Annotated in this window: 24 protein-coding genes and 1 other RNA gene; 15 read left to right on the top strand and 10 right to left on the bottom strand. The window is 32.7% G+C overall.

The features are described from left to right. The first annotated feature begins 2 nt into the window (after positions 1 to 2). Positions 3 to 563: a Crp/Fnr family transcriptional regulator gene (locus M0M44_RS21000; protein ID WP_248727479.1), complete on the top strand. Its 561-nt coding sequence runs from the start codon at positions 3 to 5 to the stop codon at positions 561 to 563. A 205-nt stretch (positions 564 to 768) separates the two neighbouring features. Then, positions 769 to 1347, top strand: coding sequence for an NAD(P)H-dependent oxidoreductase (locus tag M0M44_RS20995; RefSeq protein WP_248727478.1), 579 nt, complete (start codon positions 769 to 771; stop codon positions 1345 to 1347). 95 nt (positions 1348 to 1442) lie between these two features. Here M0M44_RS20995 and M0M44_RS20990 read toward each other — a convergent pair whose 3' ends face one another. Next, positions 1443 to 1787, bottom strand: coding sequence for a DNA polymerase III (locus M0M44_RS20990; protein ID WP_248727477.1), 345 nt, complete (start codon positions 1785 to 1787; stop codon positions 1443 to 1445). Between M0M44_RS20990 and M0M44_RS20985 the strand changes: the two genes are divergently transcribed. Next, positions 1786 to 1947: a hypothetical protein gene (locus M0M44_RS20985; protein ID WP_248727476.1), complete on the top strand. Its 162-nt coding sequence runs from the start codon at positions 1786 to 1788 to the stop codon at positions 1945 to 1947. The two genes, M0M44_RS20990 and M0M44_RS20985, sit on opposite strands and share 2 nt — an antisense overlap. Before the next feature lie 178 nt (positions 1948 to 2125). Here the strand turns inward: M0M44_RS20985 and dnaX are convergent, their stop codons facing one another. Both dnaX and M0M44_RS20975 read right to left on the bottom strand, forming a co-directional pair. Further along, the gene (dnaX, locus tag M0M44_RS20980) at positions 2126 to 3211 is read right to left on the bottom strand and encodes a DNA polymerase III subunit gamma/tau (protein WP_248727475.1); all 1086 of its coding nucleotides are present in this window, start codon (positions 3209 to 3211) and stop codon (positions 2126 to 2128) included. Between the two features lie 61 nt (positions 3212 to 3272). Continuing rightward, on the bottom strand, positions 3273 to 3929 hold the full coding sequence (locus M0M44_RS20975) for a hypothetical protein (protein WP_248727474.1): 657 nt from the start codon (positions 3927 to 3929) through the stop codon (positions 3273 to 3275). Positions 3930 to 4038: 109 nt separating this feature from the next. Here M0M44_RS20975 and M0M44_RS20970 point away from each other — a divergent pair, with 109 nt between their 5' ends. The 6 genes from M0M44_RS20970 to M0M44_RS20945 all read left to right on the top strand — a co-directional run bounded on the left by M0M44_RS20970 (position 4039) and on the right by M0M44_RS20945 (position 7424). After that, positions 4039 to 4839 carry a hypothetical protein gene (locus M0M44_RS20970; RefSeq protein WP_248727473.1) on the top strand — a complete coding sequence of 267 codons (801 nt, stop codon included), beginning with the start codon at positions 4039 to 4041 and terminating at the stop codon, positions 4837 to 4839. A 17-nt stretch (positions 4840 to 4856) separates the two neighbouring features. After that, positions 4857 to 5255, top strand: a complete 399-nt coding sequence (locus M0M44_RS20965) for an NIPSNAP family protein (RefSeq protein ID WP_248727472.1) — start codon at positions 4857 to 4859, stop codon at positions 5253 to 5255. A gap of 246 nt (positions 5256 to 5501) precedes the next feature. Then, on the top strand, positions 5502 to 5978 hold the full coding sequence (locus M0M44_RS20960) for a BON domain-containing protein (protein ID WP_248727471.1): 477 nt from the start codon (positions 5502 to 5504) through the stop codon (positions 5976 to 5978). 8 nt (positions 5979 to 5986) lie between these two features. Next, positions 5987 to 6358, top strand: a complete 372-nt coding sequence (locus M0M44_RS20955; protein WP_248727470.1) for a LysM peptidoglycan-binding domain-containing protein — start codon at positions 5987 to 5989, stop codon at positions 6356 to 6358. A 210-nt stretch (positions 6359 to 6568) separates the two neighbouring features. After that, the gene (locus M0M44_RS20950) at positions 6569 to 7045 is read left to right on the top strand and encodes a BON domain-containing protein (protein WP_248727469.1); all 477 of its coding nucleotides are present in this window, start codon (positions 6569 to 6571) and stop codon (positions 7043 to 7045) included. Between the two features lie 7 nt (positions 7046 to 7052). After that, a complete protein-coding gene (locus M0M44_RS20945) occupies positions 7053 to 7424 on the top strand; it encodes a LysM peptidoglycan-binding domain-containing protein (RefSeq protein WP_248727468.1) in 372 nt (123 codons plus the stop codon). A gap of 89 nt (positions 7425 to 7513) precedes the next feature. On the opposite strand, the gene M0M44_RS20940 is transcribed toward M0M44_RS20945, so the two are convergent. After that, positions 7514 to 7807: an SH3 domain-containing protein gene (locus tag M0M44_RS20940; RefSeq protein WP_248727467.1), complete on the bottom strand. Its 294-nt coding sequence runs from the start codon at positions 7805 to 7807 to the stop codon at positions 7514 to 7516. A gap of 123 nt (positions 7808 to 7930) precedes the next feature. Here M0M44_RS20940 and rnpB point away from each other — a divergent pair. After that, positions 7931 to 8258, top strand: an RNA gene (rnpB, locus tag M0M44_RS20935) — RNase P RNA component class A. A 30-nt stretch (positions 8259 to 8288) separates the two neighbouring features. After that, the gene (locus M0M44_RS20930) at positions 8289 to 9539 is read left to right on the top strand and encodes a cation:dicarboxylate symporter family transporter (RefSeq protein ID WP_248727466.1); all 1251 of its coding nucleotides are present in this window, start codon (positions 8289 to 8291) and stop codon (positions 9537 to 9539) included. 86 nt (positions 9540 to 9625) lie between these two features. Here M0M44_RS20930 and M0M44_RS20925 read toward each other — a convergent pair whose 3' ends face one another. From M0M44_RS20925 to M0M44_RS20915, 3 genes are all read right to left on the bottom strand, one after another. Further along, positions 9626 to 9820: a hypothetical protein gene (locus M0M44_RS20925; RefSeq protein WP_248727465.1), complete on the bottom strand. Its 195-nt coding sequence runs from the start codon at positions 9818 to 9820 to the stop codon at positions 9626 to 9628. Between the two features lie 97 nt (positions 9821 to 9917). Next, on the bottom strand, positions 9918 to 10604 hold the full coding sequence (locus tag M0M44_RS20920) for a response regulator transcription factor (protein WP_248727464.1): 687 nt from the start codon (positions 10602 to 10604) through the stop codon (positions 9918 to 9920). A 10-nt stretch (positions 10605 to 10614) separates the two neighbouring features. Further along, positions 10615 to 11973 carry a sensor histidine kinase gene (locus M0M44_RS20915; protein WP_248727463.1) on the bottom strand — a complete coding sequence of 453 codons (1359 nt, stop codon included), beginning with the start codon at positions 11971 to 11973 and terminating at the stop codon, positions 10615 to 10617. Positions 11974 to 12111: 138 nt separating this feature from the next. Between M0M44_RS20915 and M0M44_RS20910 the strand changes: the two genes are divergently transcribed. Continuing rightward, positions 12112 to 14226, top strand: a complete 2115-nt coding sequence (locus M0M44_RS20910) for an outer membrane beta-barrel family protein (protein WP_248727462.1) — start codon at positions 12112 to 12114, stop codon at positions 14224 to 14226. A gap of 140 nt (positions 14227 to 14366) precedes the next feature. Here the strand turns inward: M0M44_RS20910 and M0M44_RS20905 are convergent, their stop codons facing one another. Then, complete coding sequence (locus tag M0M44_RS20905) at positions 14367 to 14972, bottom strand: RsmD family RNA methyltransferase (protein WP_248727461.1); 606 nt, start codon at positions 14970 to 14972, stop codon at positions 14367 to 14369. Continuing rightward, the gene (locus M0M44_RS20900) at positions 14969 to 15790 is read right to left on the bottom strand and encodes a DUF3822 family protein (protein WP_248727460.1); all 822 of its coding nucleotides are present in this window, start codon (positions 15788 to 15790) and stop codon (positions 14969 to 14971) included. Before M0M44_RS20900 ends, M0M44_RS20905 begins: the two co-directional genes overlap by 4 nt. A gap of 344 nt (positions 15791 to 16134) precedes the next feature. Between M0M44_RS20900 and M0M44_RS20895 the strand changes: the two genes are divergently transcribed. Both M0M44_RS20895 and ygiD read left to right on the top strand, forming a co-directional pair. Then, entirely contained in the window at positions 16135 to 17544 is a 1410-nt protein-coding gene (locus tag M0M44_RS20895) for an ATP-dependent DNA helicase (protein ID WP_248727459.1), read from the top strand. Between the two features lie 89 nt (positions 17545 to 17633). Further along, entirely contained in the window at positions 17634 to 18464 is an 831-nt protein-coding gene (ygiD, locus tag M0M44_RS20890; protein WP_248727458.1) for a 4,5-DOPA-extradiol-dioxygenase, read from the top strand. Positions 18465 to 18558: 94 nt separating this feature from the next. Here the strand turns inward: ygiD and M0M44_RS20885 are convergent, their stop codons facing one another. Next, complete coding sequence (locus M0M44_RS20885; protein ID WP_248727457.1) at positions 18559 to 19899, bottom strand: outer membrane protein assembly factor BamB family protein; 1341 nt, start codon at positions 19897 to 19899, stop codon at positions 18559 to 18561. A 285-nt stretch (positions 19900 to 20184) separates the two neighbouring features. Between M0M44_RS20885 and M0M44_RS20880 the strand changes: the two genes are divergently transcribed. Next, positions 20185 to 20994, top strand: a complete 810-nt coding sequence (locus M0M44_RS20880; protein ID WP_248727456.1) for a class I SAM-dependent methyltransferase — start codon at positions 20185 to 20187, stop codon at positions 20992 to 20994. Positions 20995 to 21116: the final 122 nt, after the last annotated feature.

Raw genomic sequence — 21116 nt, 5'->3', positions numbered from 1 at the left:
TTATGAAAACTGTTTTTCAATCCATTCAAAATTTTTCTGGTGACGAATTAAGTCTTTTAGATGATTTAATTACGTTTCGCACCTTAAAAAAAGGAGAGCTTTTACTGACTGAAAATCAGGTTTGCAACGAAATAGTTTTTATTGAAAAAGGAATTCTCCGTTCCTTTTTTGTCAATCATAAAGGTGACGAAATCACCAATTGTTTTGCTTTCGAAAATGAATTTATGGCCTCTTTTGCCAGTTTTATAACAGAAGAAAAAGCAGAAGAAAATATTCAGGCTTTAACAGATACAGAATTGCAGGTTTTAGATCGAAAAGCTTTAGAAAAACTCTACCAATCAGGTTTTAACTGGCAGGAAGCAGGAAGGAAACTGACTGAATTAGAATTTGTAAACCTGCACAAACGGATGGTTTCTTTTCAGAAATTATCTGGAGCACAGCGTTATGAAGAACTTTGTAAAAATCATCAAAAGTATATTCAATTAATTCCGTTGCAATATTTGGCTTCTTATTTAGGAATTACGCCAAGACATTTAAGCAGAATTAGAAAAGCTATAGTTTAATTTTTTAGTTTCCCGCAGATTTTCTTCGGCAGTTTGCTGTCGTTCGGGTTGCAGATCGCGCATATTCTTTCTTCTCAATTAATAAGTCAAAAAAACAAATCTGCTCAATCTCCTAAATCTGCGAGAGAAATAATTTAAACAGTTTTTCAGGACATTTGTCTAGTAAAAGAAAATATACGAATAGTATTTTTGAAAAAACATCAATATGAAAAAAATACTGATAATAAACGGACATCCAAACGCCGAAAGCTTCAATTTCGGAATTGCAGAATCGTATCAGAAAGGCGCTATTATTTCTGGTGCTGTAGTACAAACTATTACAATTGCCAATTTAAACTTTAATCCCAATCTACAATTTGGTTATCAAAAACGTACCGAATTAGAGCCAGATTTAGTAGAATCTTGGGAGAAAATAAAAAGAGCAGATCATTTAGTTTGGATTCATCCCGTTTGGTGGGGCGGACTTCCAGCGATAACAAAAGGATTTATAGATCGTTTGTTTTTGCCTGGAATGGCATTTCAGTATCGCGAAAATTCGGTTTGGTGGGATAAATTACTAAAAGGCAAAACTGCTCATATTATTACAACTTTAGATCAGCCAAGCTGGTATTATAGATTGTTTTATGGAAGGCCAAGCGTTAATCAATTAAAGAAATCGACTTTAGAATTCTGTGGCATAAAACCCGTAAAAGTAAGCTATATCGGAATTATAAAAGGTTCTAACGAAGAACAAAGAAAAAAATGGCTGGAAAAAGTTTACAGTCTCGGACTCAAAAATAAATAGTTTTACTGTCTGCTACGAATTACACTAATTTGCGTAAATTTTGAATTTTAATAATTAATTCGTGAACATTCGTGTAATTCGTGGCGAATAAAAAATTAATCTTTTAAATCCAATCCAAATGTTGAGCGCAAAAGTTCGATGTTTGGATTGATTTCTAAGAAACGATTATAACGGTCTTGATTATTGTAAGTTCGTTTCGTTTCAGCCTGTTCATTTACAATCACTTCAATCGTAATATCGTGATTGTGTAAATGACCTTTTAAATGCCCTAACAAACCATTCATCTGACTTTCGAACTCTAGTTTTGATCCTTCGTTTGGCAATTCATAAGAAATTGTTGTTCCGTTCAAAACTGGATCGCTAATCAATAGAATCGATTCCATAATTCTAAGTCCTTTTTGGCCTAAACGTTCCGCATATTTGTTCCAATGAAGACGCATGTCCGTTTCGTTAAATTCTTCAGTTGGTAAAACAGAAGATGGTTTAACGTATGATTTCGTGCTAGCCTCCAATTCTTTTTTCTTGCGGATACTAGCAAGAGAAAAAGCAGAAACTTTTGGAGCTCCAGTTGTATCTGTTGTTGGAGCTTCTGGAGTTTGAACTTTTGGAGTTTCAACGGGAGTTTGTGCTGTATTTGAAATATTTACAGCAACAGGATTGTCATTGCTATTTGGATTAGCATTGACATTATTTTTTTCTTCCGAACTTGGAGTTTGGGGTTTTACACTTGGAACTTCAACAATAGAATAGCCTCCGTTTTTAAAGTAAACAGGCGGAATTATGAATTGCTCAGCTTTTTTTTTTCTCCATCAAAGTTGATAGAGGCCAATTGCATCAAGCATAATTCAACTAAAAGTCGTTGATTCTGACTTAATTTGTATTTTAAATCACAGTCGTTTGCAATGTCAATTCCTTTTAATAAAAATTCTTGAGAACATTTCTGCGATTGCGTTGCATACATTTGCTGTGCTTGTTCTCCAACTTCTAATAAAGCAATAGTCGAAGGAGTTTTGCTTACCAATAAATCTCTAAAATGAGAAGCCAAACCAGCAATAAAATGATGTCCGTCAAAACCTTTAGCAAGAATGTCGTTATAAGCTAATAAAAGCTTAGGAATTTCATTTTCTAAAAGTAAATCGGTAATCGAAATGTAAGTTTCGTAATCTAAAACGTTTAGGTTTTCAGTTACAGCCTGACGGGTTAAATTTGTTCCGCAGTATGATACTACACGGTCGAAAATAGACAAAGCATCACGCATCGCACCATCTGCTTTTTGAGCAATAATATGCAGTGCATCATCTTCAAAAACAATTCCTTGACTTTCAGCAACATCTGCCAAATGTTCTTTAGCATCTTTTACTGTAATTCTTTTGAAATCAAAAATCTGACAGCGAGATAAAATCGTTGGAAGGATTTTGTGTTTTTCTGTTGTTGCTAAAATGAAAATAGCATGTTTTGGCGGTTCTTCCAATGTTTTAAGAAAAGCATTAAAAGCAGCCGAAGACAACATATGAACCTCGTCAATAATATATACTTTGTACTGTCCAGTCTGTGGCGGGATTCTAACCTGATCGATAAGATTACGAATATCATCAACCGAATTGTTTGAAGCAGCATCTAGCTCAAAAACGTTAAATGCAAAATCCTCGGTAGGATCATCATATCCAGGCTGATTTATTTTTCGAGCCAAGATACGGGCGCAAGTCGTTTTTCCAACTCCACGTGGTCCTGTGAATAAAAGAGCAGAAGCTAAGTGATTGGTTTCAATAGCATTCAACAAAGTGTTTGTAATGGCTTTTTGCCCCACAACATCCTTAAAGGTCTGCGGGCGATATTTACGTGCCGATACTACAAATTGTTCCATATTCTTTTTTATTCGATAGCAAATATATGACTTTTGTTTCGTTGTTTAAAACCGATTTTAGTTATTTGGCGAAATTCTTTTTCTTCAAAATAACAAAGAGTAAACTCAGAAATAATACGATGTTGACAATCAAAGAAATGATAATATATTGGCTGTAGGTTTCCAATTTTGTTGCTATTATTTCTTTATCAGAAATTTCTTTTTGGGATTTCTTATAAGCTCGTAACTTTTCTAATTGGTAAATCCAGTCTTGTAAATTTCGATTTTCAAATTTCAGATCCCAAACATAAAAAAACAATGATTTTATTTGATCATCTGTCTTTTGAGCGGTTTTGATTTTTGGTGGAGGAGGTATGGAGTCGCTCCCATAAGGTTTAAAACCAGTACTAGGAGAACAGCCACTTACTTCAATAGTTTTATCTTCATTAAAATCAGCATAAACAATCCAAAGTTGTTTTAGAGATGGGATTTTAGAACAATTGCCAGAATACTTTTGTGTAATGAACTGAGAATTGTATTTTCCTTTAAAGAGTTCTATAATTCTAAAAGTATATTTTTTTTTAATTGAGTCTACCTCGATAACTTCTCCGTAAAACACAATTTCATGCTTTAATCCTGTTTTTACCATATTCTCTCGGTCAATCGTCTTACAATCACATGAAAAAGAATAATTAGGAAATGAAAGAATTAAAAAAAATAGAAGAGGACTAAACTTCATAAATTAGATTTTAAATACAATAATAATAAATTTTTTGTAATAAAAAATGTACTATTTTTAATGCGAAACTAAATAACTTATTTTAAAAGAAACATAATCTTTATAATTCATGAACGCAAAACAGATTGTTAAATTAAGCAACATTATCGGAATTACTTCTATACTTTTATTATTGTATTGGGTGTTTACATTTATTGTAATTGAGGTTTTCGGACTAAAAGTTTTTAGAGAAAATATGACCGAAAGTTTCTATTTAAGCATTCTAGGAATTCTTGCCCTTATGGCTGGATCTCTAATTGTCAATCTGATGTTTAATTTGACGAGAATTGCAGAAAGAAAAAATGAAGACGAAGTAAATACCAAATCAAATAGACGCAAGGTTCTGACTTTGCTTTTAATTTTTCCATTAATTCTAATTATACTTTTTGGAGGAAATTATCTGACTTCTGCTAAAAAAGAAAAGATGCTCATTAATTCTGCAAAATCTATTATAGAATCGAATAAAACCAATAGCGATAAACTTTTGAATTACACTTTTTCTAAATCTTATATCAAGGAAACAACTGGCATTTTAAGGGTTTTGTCTGCAACAGATAAAAACTTTCCGAGTGTAACATTGATTGTAAAAGATTCTATTAAAGGGGCGCCTGCTTTTCTTGGATTTAATGCCTATTACAATGAAAGTTTGGATGCAAATGATAGCATACAGCCTAAAAAGGTAAATTATATTTATCAGACCACTAAAGAAGAAAGAGCTTATTTGAATGAAGTTTTTAATCAAAATAATGATGAATTAAGATATAGCTCGAGTAAGGGAGTTTATGAATTGTTTTATCCATATAAAAAGAATGGAAAAACAATTATTATCTATTTTTCTGAACAACAGCGATATGGTAAGATCGGCAGTTAATAATAAACTTATAGCTCATGAAAAAATATTTTTTAATTTTTGTTCTTTTTGCAGCATTTGCTGCTCAAGCACAAAATCAATCTCAGACAAAACCAGTTTTTCAATTGCGTATTTATGAGATTTTTGAAAGCAATAAACATGAGTTCCACGAACGTTTTAAGGATCATGCAATGCGTATTATGAAGAAATACAACTTTAAAATTATTTCGATTTACGAATCAAAATCAGATAAGAAGACCGAATTTGTATATTTTCTAGAATGGCCAAATGAAACAGCAATGAAAAAAGCTTGGGAAGATTTTAGAAAAGATCAGGAGTGGATTGATATTAAAAAACAATATACAGCCAAATATGGTGATGTAGTAGGCAATATTGAAGACCGAATTTTGACAAAGGTAGATTATTCACCTAATTAAAGTTTTGATTGTAAAGTTTGGACAGAGTATGTATTAAGATATTTATCTTTATTATTGGTAATTGATTGATAAGTAGCTAGTTGTGTTTTGTGAAATCATAGAAGTTTTGAATTTTATAATTCAAAACTTTTTTTATGAGCTAATTTTAAGAAATCAATAATATTTAAAAATGTAAGATTATTTTGTAATATATGATTGATTTATTCGTTAACTTAGAAGATTAATTAATTTAAAAAAGATATCATTATGAAAATTAAATCGATGTTATTAGGAATGAGTTTTACTTTTTTATTAGTGGCTTGCGGACCTAAAGATGCAGATATTCAAAAGGAAATTACTGCAAAATTAAGCAAATTACCTGGAGTTTCAGTAACTGTAGAGAAAGGTGTTGCGACTATTTCGGGTACTTGTAAAGATGACGCTTTCAAGCAAAATGCAGAAAGTATTGTAAAAGGAATTAAAGGTGTTAAATCGGTCGTGAACAATTGTGAGATTCCAGCTCCAGAACCTGTAGTTGCGGCTCCTGTAGAAATTAATCCTGATGCAGTTTTAACCACTTCGGTAAATGAGGTAGTAAAAACGTACAGCGGTGTAACGGCAGCAGTTAAAGATGGCGTGGTTACACTTACTGGCGAGATCAAAAGAAGTCAATTGCAAAATTTGATAAAAAGTATTCAGGAATTGAAGCCTAAAAAAGTAGAAAACAAATTAACTATTAAATAATTGATGTTATGAGTTTAAAAGATAAATACAAAGAGTTAACAGATTTAGCTTCTAATTTAGGAGTGGCTGATTTGCAAGTAAGAGAACAAGATAATGTGCTATATGTTGATGGAACGGCAAAATCTGCAGATGATAAAGAAAAACTTTGGGCTGCTTACGGAAAAATAGACCCTGATTTTAGATCGGCAGATGTAGTAATGAATATTGAAGTTTCAGAAGGAACTTCTATAGAATATACTGTTGTAGGTGGAGATTCTTTATCAAAAATAGGAAAAGCGCATGGCGTTTCATGGCAGACTATTTATGAAGCCAATAAAGACATTATTAAAAACCCAGACATTATACAGCCGGGCTGGAAGTTAAAAATACCAACAGTATAATTTTACTTATGTTGTGTTGTAAAAGTCCATCTAAATGATGGGCTTTTTTTGTTGTGATTTAATCGAAAAATTTATTCTCATCTTATGTCACTAAAGAATCTCAGGTTAATATGCTACTTGAAAACTTATAAATCTCATCACAACATTTTATAATCATTTGATAATTAATCTCCTTAATTTTAAAAATGTAAATAACTAAAAGAGAGTATTATGAAAATGAGATCCATTTTATTAGGAATATGCCTTACTGTTGCTTTGGTATCCTGTAAACCTAACGATGCTGACATTGAAAAAGCACTACAAGAAAAAATAAATGATCCTGATATCCAAGTTTCTGTACATGAAGGTGTAGCTACAATTACAGGTATTTGTGACGATGAAATGTTCAAGAAAAATATTGAAAAAAGCGTAAGAGCAACCAAAGGTGTAAAATCTGTTGTCAATACCTGCGAACTTGCCAGAGCCAATCAAGAGCCTGCCGCGGCGACTGTTATTATTAATTCAGACACCGATTTAGATAAAGCTGTGAGCAAAGTAGTCGATGCTTACGATGGTGTGAGTGCAACTGTTGTTGGTGGCGTTGTTACGCTTTCGGGAGAAATTGCAAAAGACAGATTGCAGCCTTTAATGCAAAGTATTCAGGAATTAAATCCTAAAAAAGTAGACAATAAATTAACTATTAAATAAGGATGTTATGAGTTTACAGGATAAATACAGAGAAGTGATAAATTTAGCAACTGAAGTTGGAATTGCTAATTTACAGGTAAGAGAACAGGATAATGTGCTTTATATTGATGGTACGGCTAAATCGGCTGCTGATAAAGAAAAACTTTGGACTGCGTACGAAAAAATTGATCCTGAATACAGATCGGCAGATGTTGTAATGAATATTGCCGTTACAGAAGGTGCAACAAAGGAATATATTGTAAAAGGAGGTGATTCGTTATCTAAAATTGCTGCGGCATACGGTATTTCGTGGAATGATATTTTTGAAGCGAATAAAGATATTATTTCAAACCCTGATTTAATTAAACCAGGTTGGAAACTTAAAATTCCTTCAGCATAAATTTCGAAAATTCCAATAAAAAAATCCAAAATCCAATTTTTAATAAACGAATTGGAATTTGGATTTTTTTAGTTTTAAGTTTTAAAATTTTACCTTCCCCTAATACTTAAATCAAATAAAAACTTTGCTGTTTCCTGATCTGAATCTGCCGAAAAGCCAGCAACATAAACTCCTTTTTTACCCGAAGTCGATTTAATTCCGTATACAACTGCTTCATCTGCTGGGTCCGACTCACCCTCGTATCGATACACATGAACAATTTCAAATTTCTCAGGATTCTTTTTAATCGCTTCTGCATTTCGATTAAAATCGCACGTAAACCCTTTTTCATTCAATTGATCTAAAGCTTTTGAAACAGTTGCGTAATGATACATTCTTTTCATGATAAACTGATTTAAATTATAGATTTTTAAAGATAACTATTTTAAAATTAAAAAGTTATGATAAAATTCATAAAATCTGAAATTTAAAATCGTTATTGTTAGTCCTTAAATGCCTATTTTTGCAGCGCAGACCGCCTTATCGTCGTTCCGATTTATTGGAAGGGAGGAAAGTCCGGACACCACAGAGAAGCATAGCGGGTAACGCCCGTCGGTTCCGAAAGGGATTAGGACAAGTGCAGCAGAAAGTATGTACAGGTAATGCTGTAGTGAAACCAGGTAAACTCTATGCGGTGAAATACCAAGTATATCGGCATTTAAGGGCTTCTCGTCCGTTGTCGAAGGGTAGGTAGATTGAGTTTCGAAGTAATTCGGAATCTAGATAAATGATAAGGTATTGTATCGTTGCAAAATGAGACAAGAACAGAATCCGGCTTATAGGTCTGCATTTTTTATATATTTGTGAACTATCTAACTTATTTTCATGAATATTACCACTCCAAATTCTTCTCCTAAATCTAAAAAAAGTCTTTTTAGAACCGTTGTAACCAATCTTACTTTTTGGGTTTTAATTGCTATTATTTCGGGTATTTTACTTGGACATTTTTCTCCCGAAAATGGTATAAAAATGGAATTTCTAGGAAAGAAGTTTATTCAGCTTATTTCTCTTTTTATTGGCCCAATTATTTTCCTGACCATTGTTTTAGGGATTTCTGGAATGGGGAACTTAAAAAAAGTAGGACGAATTGGCGTTAAAGCTTTAACTTATTTTGAAGTAGTTTCAACTGTTGCTCTCGCAATTGGTGTCGCAGTTGCTTACATCTTTAAACCAGGAAAAATTGATAAATCGGGTTTGACATTTGGAGATGCCAGCCAGTATACAAAAGGTGCTTCAGAGCATTTTTCTTGGCTGCAGTTTTTCTTGTCCAATTTTACGCTGCAGGTTCTACTAGCGGCTATCATTTGCGGAATCGCTCTTAATTTTTATCAAAAGAGAGAACAGACCATTTTGGTTTTAGAACGATTTTCAAAAGTTGTTTTCTTTGGTTTAAAATATGTAATGTACCTCGCTCCAATTGGTGCTTTTGGCGGAATGGCTTATACAATTGGTAAATTCGGTCTCGCGACTTTGATTCCGCTTGGAAAACTAATGCTTTGTGTGTATTTGACTATGGCGCTTTTTGTCTTTTTAGTTCTAGGAAGCATCTTGAGATATTATAAAATAAGTATTCTTTCGATTTTGAAATATATTAAAGAAGAACTTTTACTGGTTTTAGGAACTTCGTCTTCTGAAGCTGCTTTGCCAAGTATCATGGTAAAATTGGAAAGAATGGGTTGCAGTAAATCGGTTGTAGGATTGGTTATTCCGACAGGTTATTCTTTTAATCTAGATGGGACTTCAATTTATCTTTCGATGTCGGTGCTTTTTATTGCGCAATTGTACGACGTGCATTTAACCTTTTTCGAAATCATGACCGTTATCGGAATTTTAATGATTACTTCAAAAGGCGCAGCAGGCGTGACAGGAAGCGGATTTATAGTTTTAGCATCAACTTTAACGGCATTGCACAAGATTCCTGTTGAAGGATTAGCTTTTTTATTGGGAGTAGATAAATTTATGAGTGAAGCGAGAGCCATCACCAATTTAATAGGAAACACAGTCGCAACGATAATAATTTCCAAAACAGAAAGAGATTTCACAGAATTGGATTTAAGCAATTCTGCTTCAGAATGATTATTTAGGTTCAAAGGTGCAAAGGTTCAAAGTGACAAAGTAATTAAAACTTTGTATCTCTGTGACTTTGCACCTTTGTCCTTTTTTTAAGATTCGTCTTTCGTAGTTCGCACCAGACTAATGCCCGACATGAAAAAGACAATTCCTAATATTCCGTAAATAATAAGTGATTTTATATCTCTGGTTTCTCCAGATGTGCCAGCAAAAATGACGGCTGTATAAATAAGTCCTATAATTCCGAGGATTGTAAGCAACCCACCGAAAAATCTTTTTAGGTTCATGATTGTTAGATTTAAAAGTTCTCTAACAAAGTTAAATTCTGACGAGTGAATTGCTGTTATACAATTGCTTATGAAAAATTATATGATTCGCAGGATACTATTTTTCTATTTTAAATTCCAATCCGATATTACGAACACTTTCAATCTTGATTTTCGGATCTGAATTAAAATATTTTCTAAGTCTGCTGATAAAAACATCCATGCTTCGTCCTGAAAAATAATCGTCTTTTTTCCAGACCGACATTAAAATCTGATCTCTTTTTAATAACTGATTATGGTTGAGATATAAGTATTCAATAAGAGAAGCTTCCATTTCTGTAAGTTGCTGAACATGGTTTTTATTATTGAGCGTTAAACGTTCGTTATCAAAAACATACGAACCAATTTCGATTATGTTATTTCCGTCAAGACTTCTCTTTTGTTCAATTCTTTTTAGAATATTCTGTAAACGAAGAACCAGTTCGTCAACTTCAAAAGGCTTTACGATATAATCGTCTGCGCCAAGTTTTAGACCAATGATTTTATCTTCTTTTAGCTTTCTTGCCGTGAGAAAAATAAATGGAATTTCGGGATTAATGGTGATTATTTTTTCAGCCAATGAAAATCCGTCCATTTTGGGCATCATTACATCAAAAATACAAATATCAAAAGTCTGGTTTTTAAAATAGTCCAAAGCTATTTCGCCGTTTTCTGCCCAGATTACTTCAAATTGATGCAATTCTAGATATTGTTTTAAAATCGCCGCAAAGTCATAATCGTCTTCGGCTAATAATACTCTTTTCAAAATAAAGGGATTAAACTTTTAATAAAATAGTAAACTGAGTTCCTTTTCCTAAATCGCTAATAACGTTTACAGAGCCCTGATGCGCTTTTACGATTTGGTCAACATAATACAATCCTAAACCTAAACCTTTTGTGTTATGAAGATTTCCTTGTTCTACTCGGTAAAATTTATCGAAAAGAAACGCTTGTTTGTTTTTCGCAATCCCAATTCCATCATCTTCAAAACTTATTGAAAATTGTTTTTCGACAATTTTTGTTTTTACTATAATGGTGTTTGATCCATATTTTACAGCATTTTCGAGAACATTTAAGAAAGCAGTTGTCAAATGAAATTTATCTAAAACTAAAATAGTTTTCTCAGTCTGAAAATCGGTTTTAAGATTGATTTTAGGAAAAGTAATTTTAAAATCATTAACAATAGAAAGCAGAAAATCTTCGGCTTCTATTTTTTCTTTTTGCAATTCAATTTCGTTTTCAGCCAAAGAATTTGCCATAACCTGATCAATCAGATTCTGAAGACGATTATTCTGGCGTGAAATGGTGTTTACAATCGAATTGAAATTTTCGTCGTTGTCACGAATGTTTTTCTGCGCTAAAATCTTTGTCGAAATCCCCAAAGTTGCCAATGGAGTTTTCAGTTCGTGCGTAATATTATTAATGAAATCGGTTTTAACGTCGCTTACTTTTTTCTGTTTAATTAAAGCCCTAATTGCAATTACGAATAGGCTGATTAATGTAGCAATCGAGAATAAGGAAAGAATCAGGATAAACGTCATTCTTCTTAGAATAATCATTTCCCAATCTATTACAGAAACGTACATCGAATCTTCTGTCAATAATTTATATTCCTCATTTTCAAAAGTGCCGTTTGTTGTTCCAACATAACTTCTTACTAAAAAGGCATGATTTAAAGAAGCCAGATTTCCATACAATTTATTTTGGATAAAAGGTTTTTCAGAGAAAATAGTATCAGCTTCTTGTTCGTTTTTGTAAAGAATAAATTTGTTTAGAACAATGGCAAAATCAATTTTAAAATCGGGTAAATCTTTTTCGAATTTTCGCTTGATTTTTTGAGTTATTATATTTTGAGTTTGCGTATTTAAAATGCCATTTTTAAGGTCTAATTTACTTTTTTTCCCTTTCATGTATTTTTCTGAAAGGCTTTTGTAAAGCATTTCTTTTCTAGAAACCAAAGCCGAATCGATATCGCTGTAATTATTGGTAATTTGAGCAATTTCGTTTTTAATCTGCGTATGAAACTGCGCTACTTTATATTCGTAAGCTGTCTTTACTAAATAGCATTGTACGGTCATAAGCACAAATAGCGCTACGACAGAAAATCCTATTAATAAATTGATTCTTTGTTTCATATTGGTTTGAAATGATGTTCCAAAAATACAGTTTTTAGCAAACAAATAGCAGATTAACCTTGCATTAACCTACGATTAACTTTCGCAACAGTTTTTTCAAAGCATTTTTGCGCTTTCATTAATTAAAAAAAACTTTAAATGAATCTTTATCTGCCATTAAAACTTCTTCTCGCAATTATGCTTTTCTGTCTCTCACTTATCGCAAACGCTCAGAATGAAACACCAAAGGATTCTATTTCAAATGAATTAAATGAGGTCGTAATCAGTCAGGAAAAAAAGATGTTTACTAACTCAAACGGAAATGTAAAGGTTGACGTTGCCAATTCGGTTTACAGTACAATTCCAAATCCGATTGATTTGCTTTCAAAACTGCCATCGGTTCAAATAAGTAGTGATCGAGAAAGTATTTCGATTGTGGGAAAAGGAAATCCGTTAATTTATATAGACGGTCAAAAAGGAACTATAAGCGATTTAAATGCTTTATCTGTTGCCGATATTAAAACAATAGAAATTATTAAAAATCCGTCTTCTAAATACGAAGCCGAAGGTCGAGCTGTTATTTTGATTACTAGAAAAGTAAGTAAAAAAGATAGTTTTAAAACGGAGATTTCTGAAGTCGCATCTTTTAAAAGAAATTACAATAATTATTTGGGATTTAATTCTAGCTTTAAAAAAGATAAATTAGAATGGAAGGCCAATTTTAATTACAATCTACGAAATCCGTGGGAAAATCATAGTTTAGAATATGAAATCCCGAAGGCATCTATAGTCTCCAATTATGATGTGACAGCAAATTCGGATGTAAAGGAATATGTTTTTGGAGGGGGAGTTTTTTATAAAATAAACGAAGAAGATTATTTGTCGGTTAATATAAATGGCAAGATGCGAAATGATACTTTCGATATCAACACTTTTACTTTTAATCAAAATCAGAATCAGATAAATAATGTCTTTACTTTTAGCGAAAATTCGAGTTCTAAGAATTTCATGAATTCATTTATCAATTATTCGAAGAAAATAAAAGCGATAAATACTACGCTGTTTGTTGGTTTTCAGGGATCCAACTACAATCAGCATTTGTTGAGTTTGGTGCAAAATAATTTTAATGAAACAGATTTTCAATTGTCTCAAAACCGGGATCAGAAATTTAATGTTGATGTTTTTTCCGGAAGGATCGATTTGGAGAAAAAGTTCAAAAATGAAATGACTCTTGAATATGGAGGATTGTATTTAAAAGCGAAATCAAAATCAAATGCTGATATCTTTGATTTTGTAGAAAGTAAAAGCCAAGTTTCTGATTATGATTTTAAAGAAGAAAACCTTGCTGCTTATGTTCAGTTTTCGGGAAAGGTGAAAAAAATCGATTTTTCATTCGGATTAAGAGCTGAAAACACCAATGTGTACTCCAAGTTTAAAACGCAAGCTTTGCCTTCTATAGATAAAAACTACACCAATCTGTTCCCTAAAGCTGATCTTACAATTCCTATTGACAGTACAAAAAGCATCAATGTAAATTATTCAAAAAGCATCGTGAGGCCTAATTATTCGTCTTTAAGTCAAATTGCAACGTATATAAATCCGTATTTTTTATATGGGAGCAGTATAAATTTAGGTCCATCATTTGTAGACGAACTTTCAAGCTCATTTCAGTATCACGACAAAACTTTAAAATTAAGTTATTATCAGACCAAAGACGTAACCAATCCGAGTTTTGTATTTAATGAGCAAACCAATGTATTAATGATCACCGACATTAATTTTAAAAGAGAAACGGGCTTTACGATAGATTTCACCCTTCCGTTTACCTATAAATTCTGGACAACAGCAAATTCACTAGTTTTTGTAAAAAGTAAAGTTGAAGATTATACAGCACTTGTGCATCCTTCAAAACCGTATTTGTATTATTACTCCAACAATACTTTCAAATTGCCTAAAGACTTTACTGTCGTTTTATCTTTTTGGGGAGCAACCAAACAAAACGATGGAATTTTTGAACGTAAGGCCAATTTTATAGTCGATTTATCGCTGGCAAAAGCATTTGGGAAAAACTGGAATTGCACCTTAAACTACAATGATATTTTTAAAGCGACAAGTTATACAGATCGCTTTACCGTGAATAATATCCATTCAAAGTTTAAATATTTTGTTGATGCTAATGAGATTTCTATTGCTGTTCGTTATTCTTTCGGAAAAATAAAAGATTCAGAGTTTAAACAGAAAAGTGTGAATGAAAGTGAAAACAGAATCAGATAATAATTAAATTCCAATTTTTTAAATTCCAAATTCCAACCCAAAAAAAGGAAAATTCCAAAAATAGAAATTCCAAATTCCAATCTCTACATCACGGAGAAAATTGGAATTTGGAATTTCAAATATTGGAATTTTAAAAAAAATTACCCTTCATCTTCTTCAGATTCTTTTTTAGAATCATCATGAGGCAATTCTTCATCGTCGTCGGTAGAATTTAGTTCGAAGAAACTAAAATAAGAACCGCCATAACTTTTCTGGAAAGAAAAATTAATCATGTGATCGAGCTTTGTATATTTAGAATGTTCAATAATCATCATTCCGTCTTCTTCCAATAAATCTCTTTCGAAAACGGTTAGAACAATTTTTTCAAAAGTCGCCTGATCCAATCCGTAAGGCGGATCTGCGAAGATAATATCGTAAGTAGTTTTGCAGTTTTCTAAAAATTTAAAAACATCGCTTTTGGTTGCCGCAATATCAAAATCATATTCTGATGACACTTGTTTGATAAATTTAACGCATCCAAAATCACCATCAACTGAAGTGATAGGCGCGCTTCCGCGTGAAGCAAATTCATAACTGATGTTTCCTGTTCCCGAAAAAAGATCTAAAACTTTTAAACTGTCAAAACTAAAATGATTATTCAAAACATTAAATAATGCTTCTTTACTCATATCAGTCGTTGGTCTCACAGGTAGATTTTTTGGCGGAAAAATTCTGCGTCCTTTATATTTTCCTGAAATGATTCTCATGATTGAAATAAGATATAATGTTTTTGATTTTGAGCTGTTGTAAAGCTATTTCTTTCTTTCAGTTTTGAAACATCCATGAAAGAAATATGGCGTACATATTTGTAAGCTAGAGCATAAAACGGATCGTTTTCTGTAATGGTTCCTAAAAATTCCAGTTTGAAACTTTCAGGATTCATGCTCATTTGTTCTGCCGTGAATAAAATATAATAGATAAAATCTTCCGGAGTATTGTATTCGAAGGAATTAAACAGCAAAAGTTTTTGATTCTGCACCACGATAATTTCAAAATTACCTGGATTAAAATTGACGATCATTTTCTTATCGTCGTTGTTTCTGGAGCTGTCCAAGATTTTTTCGACCAAAATGCTGTTCGCGTGTTTGTAATCAAAAGAACCTACGTTATCGATCAAGAAATTGTTGATATTCACAAACGGAATATAAACCGAATTCATCTGATAATTAGGAATTTGATCAAAGGTAAAATGATCCGTTTCAAATACTTTCGTCGTATATTGCAAATAACTTCCTAAATAATTCTCATCAAACAAAGCAGTCGGAACAAAAGTTGAAAGGTTATTATTGTGAATAACCATTACTTCATCATAAGTGTTTTTTAATTCAGGATTATTCTTGAAAGCATCGCTGAATAGATCTTCAATTCGAGCGGTTTTGCCAGCAGTATCAAACTTTATTTCTTTGAATGAAGTAATGATATTATTTAGAGTATCAAAACAGCAATAGGAGAATCCAGTCAGAGAAACCTGAATAGAAAGTTTTCTGTAATTTTTTGAAGTAATGTTAGTGTTTTGTAATGACATAGTTGATTTACAATTCGTTACCTGTTTTAAATCAAGAAAGAATTTAAGCGACCACAAACTTACAAATTAAAAAGGAACAATTATAATTGCAATTTCAAAAAACAATTTGGATTTAAGTTTAAAACAAGGTTAAGAAAAAGTTTAGTTTGCTGTTTTTGAACCATATAAGTTATATAAGTTCATTTAAATTTTGGTTTCTAGATTATATTAACTTATATGACTTATATGGTTTCTCAATTTGTATTTTGGGTATTGAAATTGTTATTGAAATTTGAAATTGACATTGAAATTGATTTTTGCCATTGCCATTAAAAAAAGCGAACTTTGTATTTCAATATTACTTTATGAATTCTGCACAGTTTTACGGTACTTTACAAAAACGATTTCCTTTTGCTCCAACTTACAAACAGGATATTTTTTTTCAGAAAATTGCAATCTTCCTAACCGAACCTCAAAACGACACGATTTTTGTTTTGAAAGGATATGCTGGAACGGGAAAAACTACCGTTATTTCTACTATTGTTAATAATCTTAGCGACATCAATAAAAAATATGTTTTGCTAGCTCCAACTGGGCGTGCGGCAAAAGTAATTGCCAATTATTCGAATAATCCAGCATTTACAATTCATAAAAAGATCTATTTTCCAAAGAAATCTTCTGGCGGAGGAGTAGCTTTTACCAAGCAAGTCAACAAACATAAGAACACCATTTTTATCGTCGATGAAGCTTCGATGATTTCAGATAGCACTTTAGACAGTGGTTCGCTTTTAGACGATTTAATCAATTATGTGTATTCGGGAAGCAATTGCAAAATGATTCTTTTAGGAGATACGGCGCAGCTGCCTCCTGTCAATCTAGATATTAGTCCGGCGCTTGATATTCAAACTTTGGGAATTCATTACGATAAGGAAATCGAACATATCGAATTAGACGAAGTAATGCGTCAGGAAGAAAGCTCTGGGATTTTATATAATGCTACAGAGTTACGCGAGTTGCTGAAAGAGAGTTTTATTACGGAATTCAAATTCAATGTAAAAAAGTTCAAAGATATCGTTCGACTGACCGATGGTTACGATATTCAGGACGCAATTAATACCGCATATAGCAATTATAGTATAGAAGATACCGCTTTTATTGTTCGTTCAAATAAACGCGCCAATCAGTATAATGAACAGATTAGAAGCCGAATTTTATTTAAAGAAAGCGAACTTTCGGTTGGAGATTTCTTGATGGTGGTAAAAAACAATTATTTCTGGCTGAAAGAAACCGACGAAGCTGGATTTATTGCCAACGGTGATATTATCGAAGTTTTAGAACTTTTCGGAATCAAAGAATTGTACGGATTTAAGTTTGCCAAAGTGAAAATCAGAATGGTCGATTATCCCGAACAAAAGCCTTTTGAAACAGTTCTGATTTTGGATACTCTAACAAGCGAATCGCCTTCTTTAACTTATGAAGAATCGAACCGTTTGTATGAAGAAGTGATGAAAGATTATGAAGATGAACCAACTAAATACAAAAGATTTCAGAAGGTTAAAGAAAACGAATATTTTAACGGATTGCAGGTAAAATTCTCTTATGCTATAACGTGTCATAAATCGCAAGGAGGGCAGTGGAATACGGTTTTTATCGAACAGCCATTTTTGCCAAACGGCATTGATACAGATTATATTAGATGGCTTTATACTGCTATGACACGTGCCAAAAATAAACTATATTTGATAGGATTTAAAGACGAAAGTTTCGTGGAATAGTTTTTATTAGCCACGATCCGAGTTATAGAGAATAGGGAAAGGTTTTAAAATAAAATTCGTGAATTCGTGGCGGAAAAAATTTCAAGACAATGACAACACTAAACGACTTACATTCGATTTCATCAACGTTTTCGAATACCGATAAAATGCCAGTTCTATTTTTAGGACATGGTAGCCCGATGAATGCTATTGAAGAAAATCAGTTTGTGGCTGGTTTTCGTAATCTGGCTAAAACATTGCCACAGCCTAATGCAATATTATGCGTTTCGGCGCATTGGTTTACCAAAGGAACAAAAGTAACCGCGATGGAAATGCCAAGGACCATTCATGATTTTGGCGGTTTTCCGCAGGCACTTTTTGATGTTCAATATCCAGCAAAAGGCAGTCCGGAATTAGCAGTTGAAACTAAAAAAATACTAGATCCAGTTATGGTCGAATTAGACGAACATTGGGGATTGGATCATGGTGCTTGGAGCGTCATTAAACATTTGTATCCAAATGCGGATGTTCCCGTAATTCAGCTAAGTATCGATTATACCAAATCGGGCCAATACCATTTTGAATTGGCTCAGAAACTGCAGGCATTGCGTTATAAAGGCGTTTTAATTATCGGGAGCGGTAATATTGTTCATAATCTTAGAATGGTTGATTTTAGAAATTTTGACAAAGATAATTACGGCTACGATTGGGCAATTGAAGCCCGTGAAACGGTAAATAATTATTTATTAGATGGAAATTTCCAACCTTTAATTGATTTCGAAAAAATGAATAAAGCCATTCAATTGGCAGTTCCAACTCCAGAACATTATCTTCCGTTATTGTATACGTTAGGTTTAAAAGATAGAACAGATAATTTAAGTCTATTTAATGATAAATTACTGGCGGGTTCTTTGAGCATGACTTCAGTAAAACTGATGTAATATATTTTTCGAATCTCTGCGAAGCCTTTGAAGGCCTCTGTGAAATCGGTTATACCGCAAAGATTCACAAAGGTTTCGCAGAGATTCGCAGAGATTATTTTTCTTTTTTCAAATCATAAGCATACAGATATCCATCTACACTTCCGTAGAAAATAACATCATTGCTGATGAATGGAGAAGAAACAATTGAGCCTAATTTATAAAATTCGTCCATAACTTTTTTGTTTTCGGCATAAAGAGATAGGTCTGCTTGTTTGGCTGCAAAAACAAAATCTAGCTGATTGTTATTTAGAATGTCTGCAGCATATTTAGTTCTATTTTCGGTTGGAATTGTATGCGATTCTTTTCCATCAGAAAGAAGATTTAAGTCAAAGAAATTTCCTGAAAAATCAGCAAAGTAAATAGTATTTCCAGCAATTGCAGGTGACGAGTATACATATCCGTTTCCTTTAAAACGGTATTTTTCTTTTCCTGTTTTTGCATCCAATGCCAATAAAGCATAAGTGTCTGAAGTCCCAACATAAACCGTATTGTCTTTAACAACAGCCGAACTCAAAATCCACGAGTTTTCGACATTGTATTTCCATATTAATTTTCCAGTTTCTGCATCAAGTGCGAAGAAATACGGATCTCGTGCGCCAAAATAAACTATTCCGTCAGAAACGGCAGCAGAAGCTTGAATTCCAGTAAATCCTGTTTTGATTTCAGTCGAGAACTTCCATTTTTCCTTTCCTGTTTTGCTATCTAGTGCATAAAAAATGCCATCCCATCCACCAAAATAAACCGTGTTGTTTTCTAAAATAGGAGTACTGTGTATAGGAGCTTTGGTTTGAAAATTCCATTTTATACTTCCGTTTTTAGCGTCAACAGCATAAAGGTTTCCATCGCTGCTTCCAAATATTGCTAATGCCGATTTATGATCCAAATGGATAACGGGTGTCGAAAGGTAAAAATCCCATAAATCTGCCATCAGTAAATCGCTTGGTTTCATTCCCCACATTCCAACTTCGCTGTACCAATGTTCGCCTTTGGTTTTAAAGCGCCAGATTTCTTTTCCTGTTTTTGAGTTTAAAGCATAATAATAGCCGTCAAAACTTCCGAAATAAATAATATCATTATAAATACTTGCCGAAGTATGAATAGCTCCATTGGTTTTAAATTTCCATTTTGAGTTTCCTGATTTTTCATCAACAGCATAAAAATAGCCGTCTTCACTGCCAATGTAAACAATACCGTTTTGAACAATTGGAGAAGAAAAGATTTTACCTTCAGTCTTGAATTTCCATTTTAAACTTTGAATGGGCTGATATCCCTTTCCTGAAAAAATACGACTGGAAAATGCATTTAGAATAGTAGAAGTATTGTTTTGAGAAAAAGTATTAGAGCTTAGAATTAAAAAGAAATAGAGCAGGAGTGAAGTAAAGTTTCTTTTCATGTTTTTTCTTATAAAAGTAAAAATATTCTAAGAGATTAAAATCTAGATGTTTATAAAATATGTTAGAAATAAATTCAGTGAGATATTAAAATCTTTTGTCTAAATTTGTTTGTTGTTTTATTAAGTATTTGTTTGTCAGTTGATTAGTTTTGTTTTTCTTCCTCTTTTTCCATTGTTTTTTTTGTAATTAATGATTTAAACGCCTTTATGATTGACTGATGATGAGACGTTTAAAAAGTTAATTAAAAGTGCGGCATCAGCACTATAATCACTGATAAAATTAAGATGAATCCAAACAAAGCATTATGGGAAAAGGGCGATTTTACACGCATTGCAGAAACTATGAGAGAGAGCGGTGCAGAATTGGTTGCCAAAATTGGAATTAAAGAAAATCTAGACGTTTTAGATCTCGGTTGTGGCGATGGCACAACAGCAATACCTTCAGCAAAATTAGGCGCCAATGTTTTAGGCGTTGATATAGCGACAAATCTAGTGAATGCGGGTAATATTCGAGCTAAAAACGAAGGTCTTAGTAATATTGTATTTAAAGAAGGAGATGCAACCGATTTGAATGAATTGAAAGATCAATCATTCGATATTTCGATGAGCATTTTTGGGGCAATGTTTGCTCCTAAACCTTTTGATGTGGCTAAAGAAATGGTTCGTGTTACAAGGTCTGGAGGTAAAGTTGTGATGGGGAATTGGATTCCAGGAGATCCAACATTGGTTGCACAAATTTTGAAAATTAGTTCCGAATTTACGCCCCCGCCTCCTGAAGGTTTTGTAAGTCCGATGCTTTGGGGTATTGAAGACAATGTTGTCGAAAGATTTGCAAATGCTGGAGTTTCTAAAGAAAATATTTCTTTTGATAGAGATACCTTTATGTTTAAAGCCACATTTTCTCCTTCCGATTTTTTAGATCGATTAAAAAATTACTATGGTCCAACAATGAATGCTTTTGAAGCGGCAGAGCAAAATGGGAAAGCTTCAGAATTGTATGCTAAGCTTGAAGATTTAGTTAACACACAGAATACGGGTAATGAAAATTCAACGTTAATTCCTGCGACTTATCTTCGTGTTACCGTTTCGGTTTGATTTTTTGTGGTATTTGTATTCTGCACGGAAATAGGAAAACGGAAAATTTAAAAGTAATTTTTGCATATTTGCAAAAGGTTAAGCCTGAAAAAAATCAGGAATAAATTTTCAGAATATTAAAT

It is taken from the genome of Flavobacterium humidisoli, from assembly GCF_023272795.1.
GTDB classification, from domain to species: domain Bacteria; phylum Bacteroidota; class Bacteroidia; order Flavobacteriales; family Flavobacteriaceae; genus Flavobacterium; species Flavobacterium humidisoli.
The sequence above is the reverse complement of the archived record's forward strand: the minus strand, read 5'-3'. Positions and strand labels throughout refer to the sequence as shown.

Excerpts from the sequence above, each read along its gene's own strand:
- M0M44_RS21000 (WP_248727479.1), top strand. The coding sequence starts at position 3 with ATGAAAACTGTTTTTCAATCCATTCAAAATTTTTCTGGTGACGAATTA.
- M0M44_RS20995 (WP_248727478.1), top strand. The coding sequence starts at position 769 with ATGAAAAAAATACTGATAATAAACGGACATCCAAACGCCGAAAGCTTC.
- M0M44_RS20985 (WP_248727476.1), top strand. The coding sequence starts at position 1,786 with ATGTCCGTTTCGTTAAATTCTTCAGTTGGTAAAACAGAAGATGGTTTA.
- M0M44_RS20990 (WP_248727477.1), bottom strand. The coding sequence starts at position 1,787 with ATGCGTCTTCATTGGAACAAATATGCGGAACGTTTAGGCCAAAAAGGA.
- dnaX (WP_248727475.1), bottom strand. The coding sequence starts at position 3,211 with ATGGAACAATTTGTAGTATCGGCACGTAAATATCGCCCGCAGACCTTT.
- M0M44_RS20975 (WP_248727474.1), bottom strand. The coding sequence starts at position 3,929 with ATGAAGTTTAGTCCTCTTCTATTTTTTTTAATTCTTTCATTTCCTAAT.
- M0M44_RS20970 (WP_248727473.1), top strand. The coding sequence starts at position 4,039 with ATGAACGCAAAACAGATTGTTAAATTAAGCAACATTATCGGAATTACT.
- M0M44_RS20965 (WP_248727472.1), top strand. The coding sequence starts at position 4,857 with ATGAAAAAATATTTTTTAATTTTTGTTCTTTTTGCAGCATTTGCTGCT.
- M0M44_RS20960 (WP_248727471.1), top strand. The coding sequence starts at position 5,502 with ATGAAAATTAAATCGATGTTATTAGGAATGAGTTTTACTTTTTTATTA.
- M0M44_RS20955 (WP_248727470.1), top strand. The coding sequence starts at position 5,987 with ATGAGTTTAAAAGATAAATACAAAGAGTTAACAGATTTAGCTTCTAAT.
- M0M44_RS20950 (WP_248727469.1), top strand. The coding sequence starts at position 6,569 with ATGAAAATGAGATCCATTTTATTAGGAATATGCCTTACTGTTGCTTTG.
- M0M44_RS20945 (WP_248727468.1), top strand. The coding sequence starts at position 7,053 with ATGAGTTTACAGGATAAATACAGAGAAGTGATAAATTTAGCAACTGAA.
- M0M44_RS20940 (WP_248727467.1), bottom strand. The coding sequence starts at position 7,807 with ATGAAAAGAATGTATCATTACGCAACTGTTTCAAAAGCTTTAGATCAA.
- M0M44_RS20930 (WP_248727466.1), top strand. The coding sequence starts at position 8,289 with ATGAATATTACCACTCCAAATTCTTCTCCTAAATCTAAAAAAAGTCTT.
- M0M44_RS20925 (WP_248727465.1), bottom strand. The coding sequence starts at position 9,820 with ATGAACCTAAAAAGATTTTTCGGTGGGTTGCTTACAATCCTCGGAATT.
- M0M44_RS20915 (WP_248727463.1), bottom strand. The coding sequence starts at position 11,973 with ATGAAACAAAGAATCAATTTATTAATAGGATTTTCTGTCGTAGCGCTA.
- M0M44_RS20910 (WP_248727462.1), top strand. The coding sequence starts at position 12,112 with ATGAATCTTTATCTGCCATTAAAACTTCTTCTCGCAATTATGCTTTTC.
- M0M44_RS20905 (WP_248727461.1), bottom strand. The coding sequence starts at position 14,972 with ATGAGAATCATTTCAGGAAAATATAAAGGACGCAGAATTTTTCCGCCA.
- M0M44_RS20900 (WP_248727460.1), bottom strand. The coding sequence starts at position 15,790 with ATGTCATTACAAAACACTAACATTACTTCAAAAAATTACAGAAAACTT.
- M0M44_RS20895 (WP_248727459.1), top strand. The coding sequence starts at position 16,135 with ATGAATTCTGCACAGTTTTACGGTACTTTACAAAAACGATTTCCTTTT.
- ygiD (WP_248727458.1), top strand. The coding sequence starts at position 17,634 with ATGACAACACTAAACGACTTACATTCGATTTCATCAACGTTTTCGAAT.
- M0M44_RS20885 (WP_248727457.1), bottom strand. The coding sequence starts at position 19,899 with ATGAAAAGAAACTTTACTTCACTCCTGCTCTATTTCTTTTTAATTCTA.
- M0M44_RS20880 (WP_248727456.1), top strand. The coding sequence starts at position 20,185 with ATGAATCCAAACAAAGCATTATGGGAAAAGGGCGATTTTACACGCATT.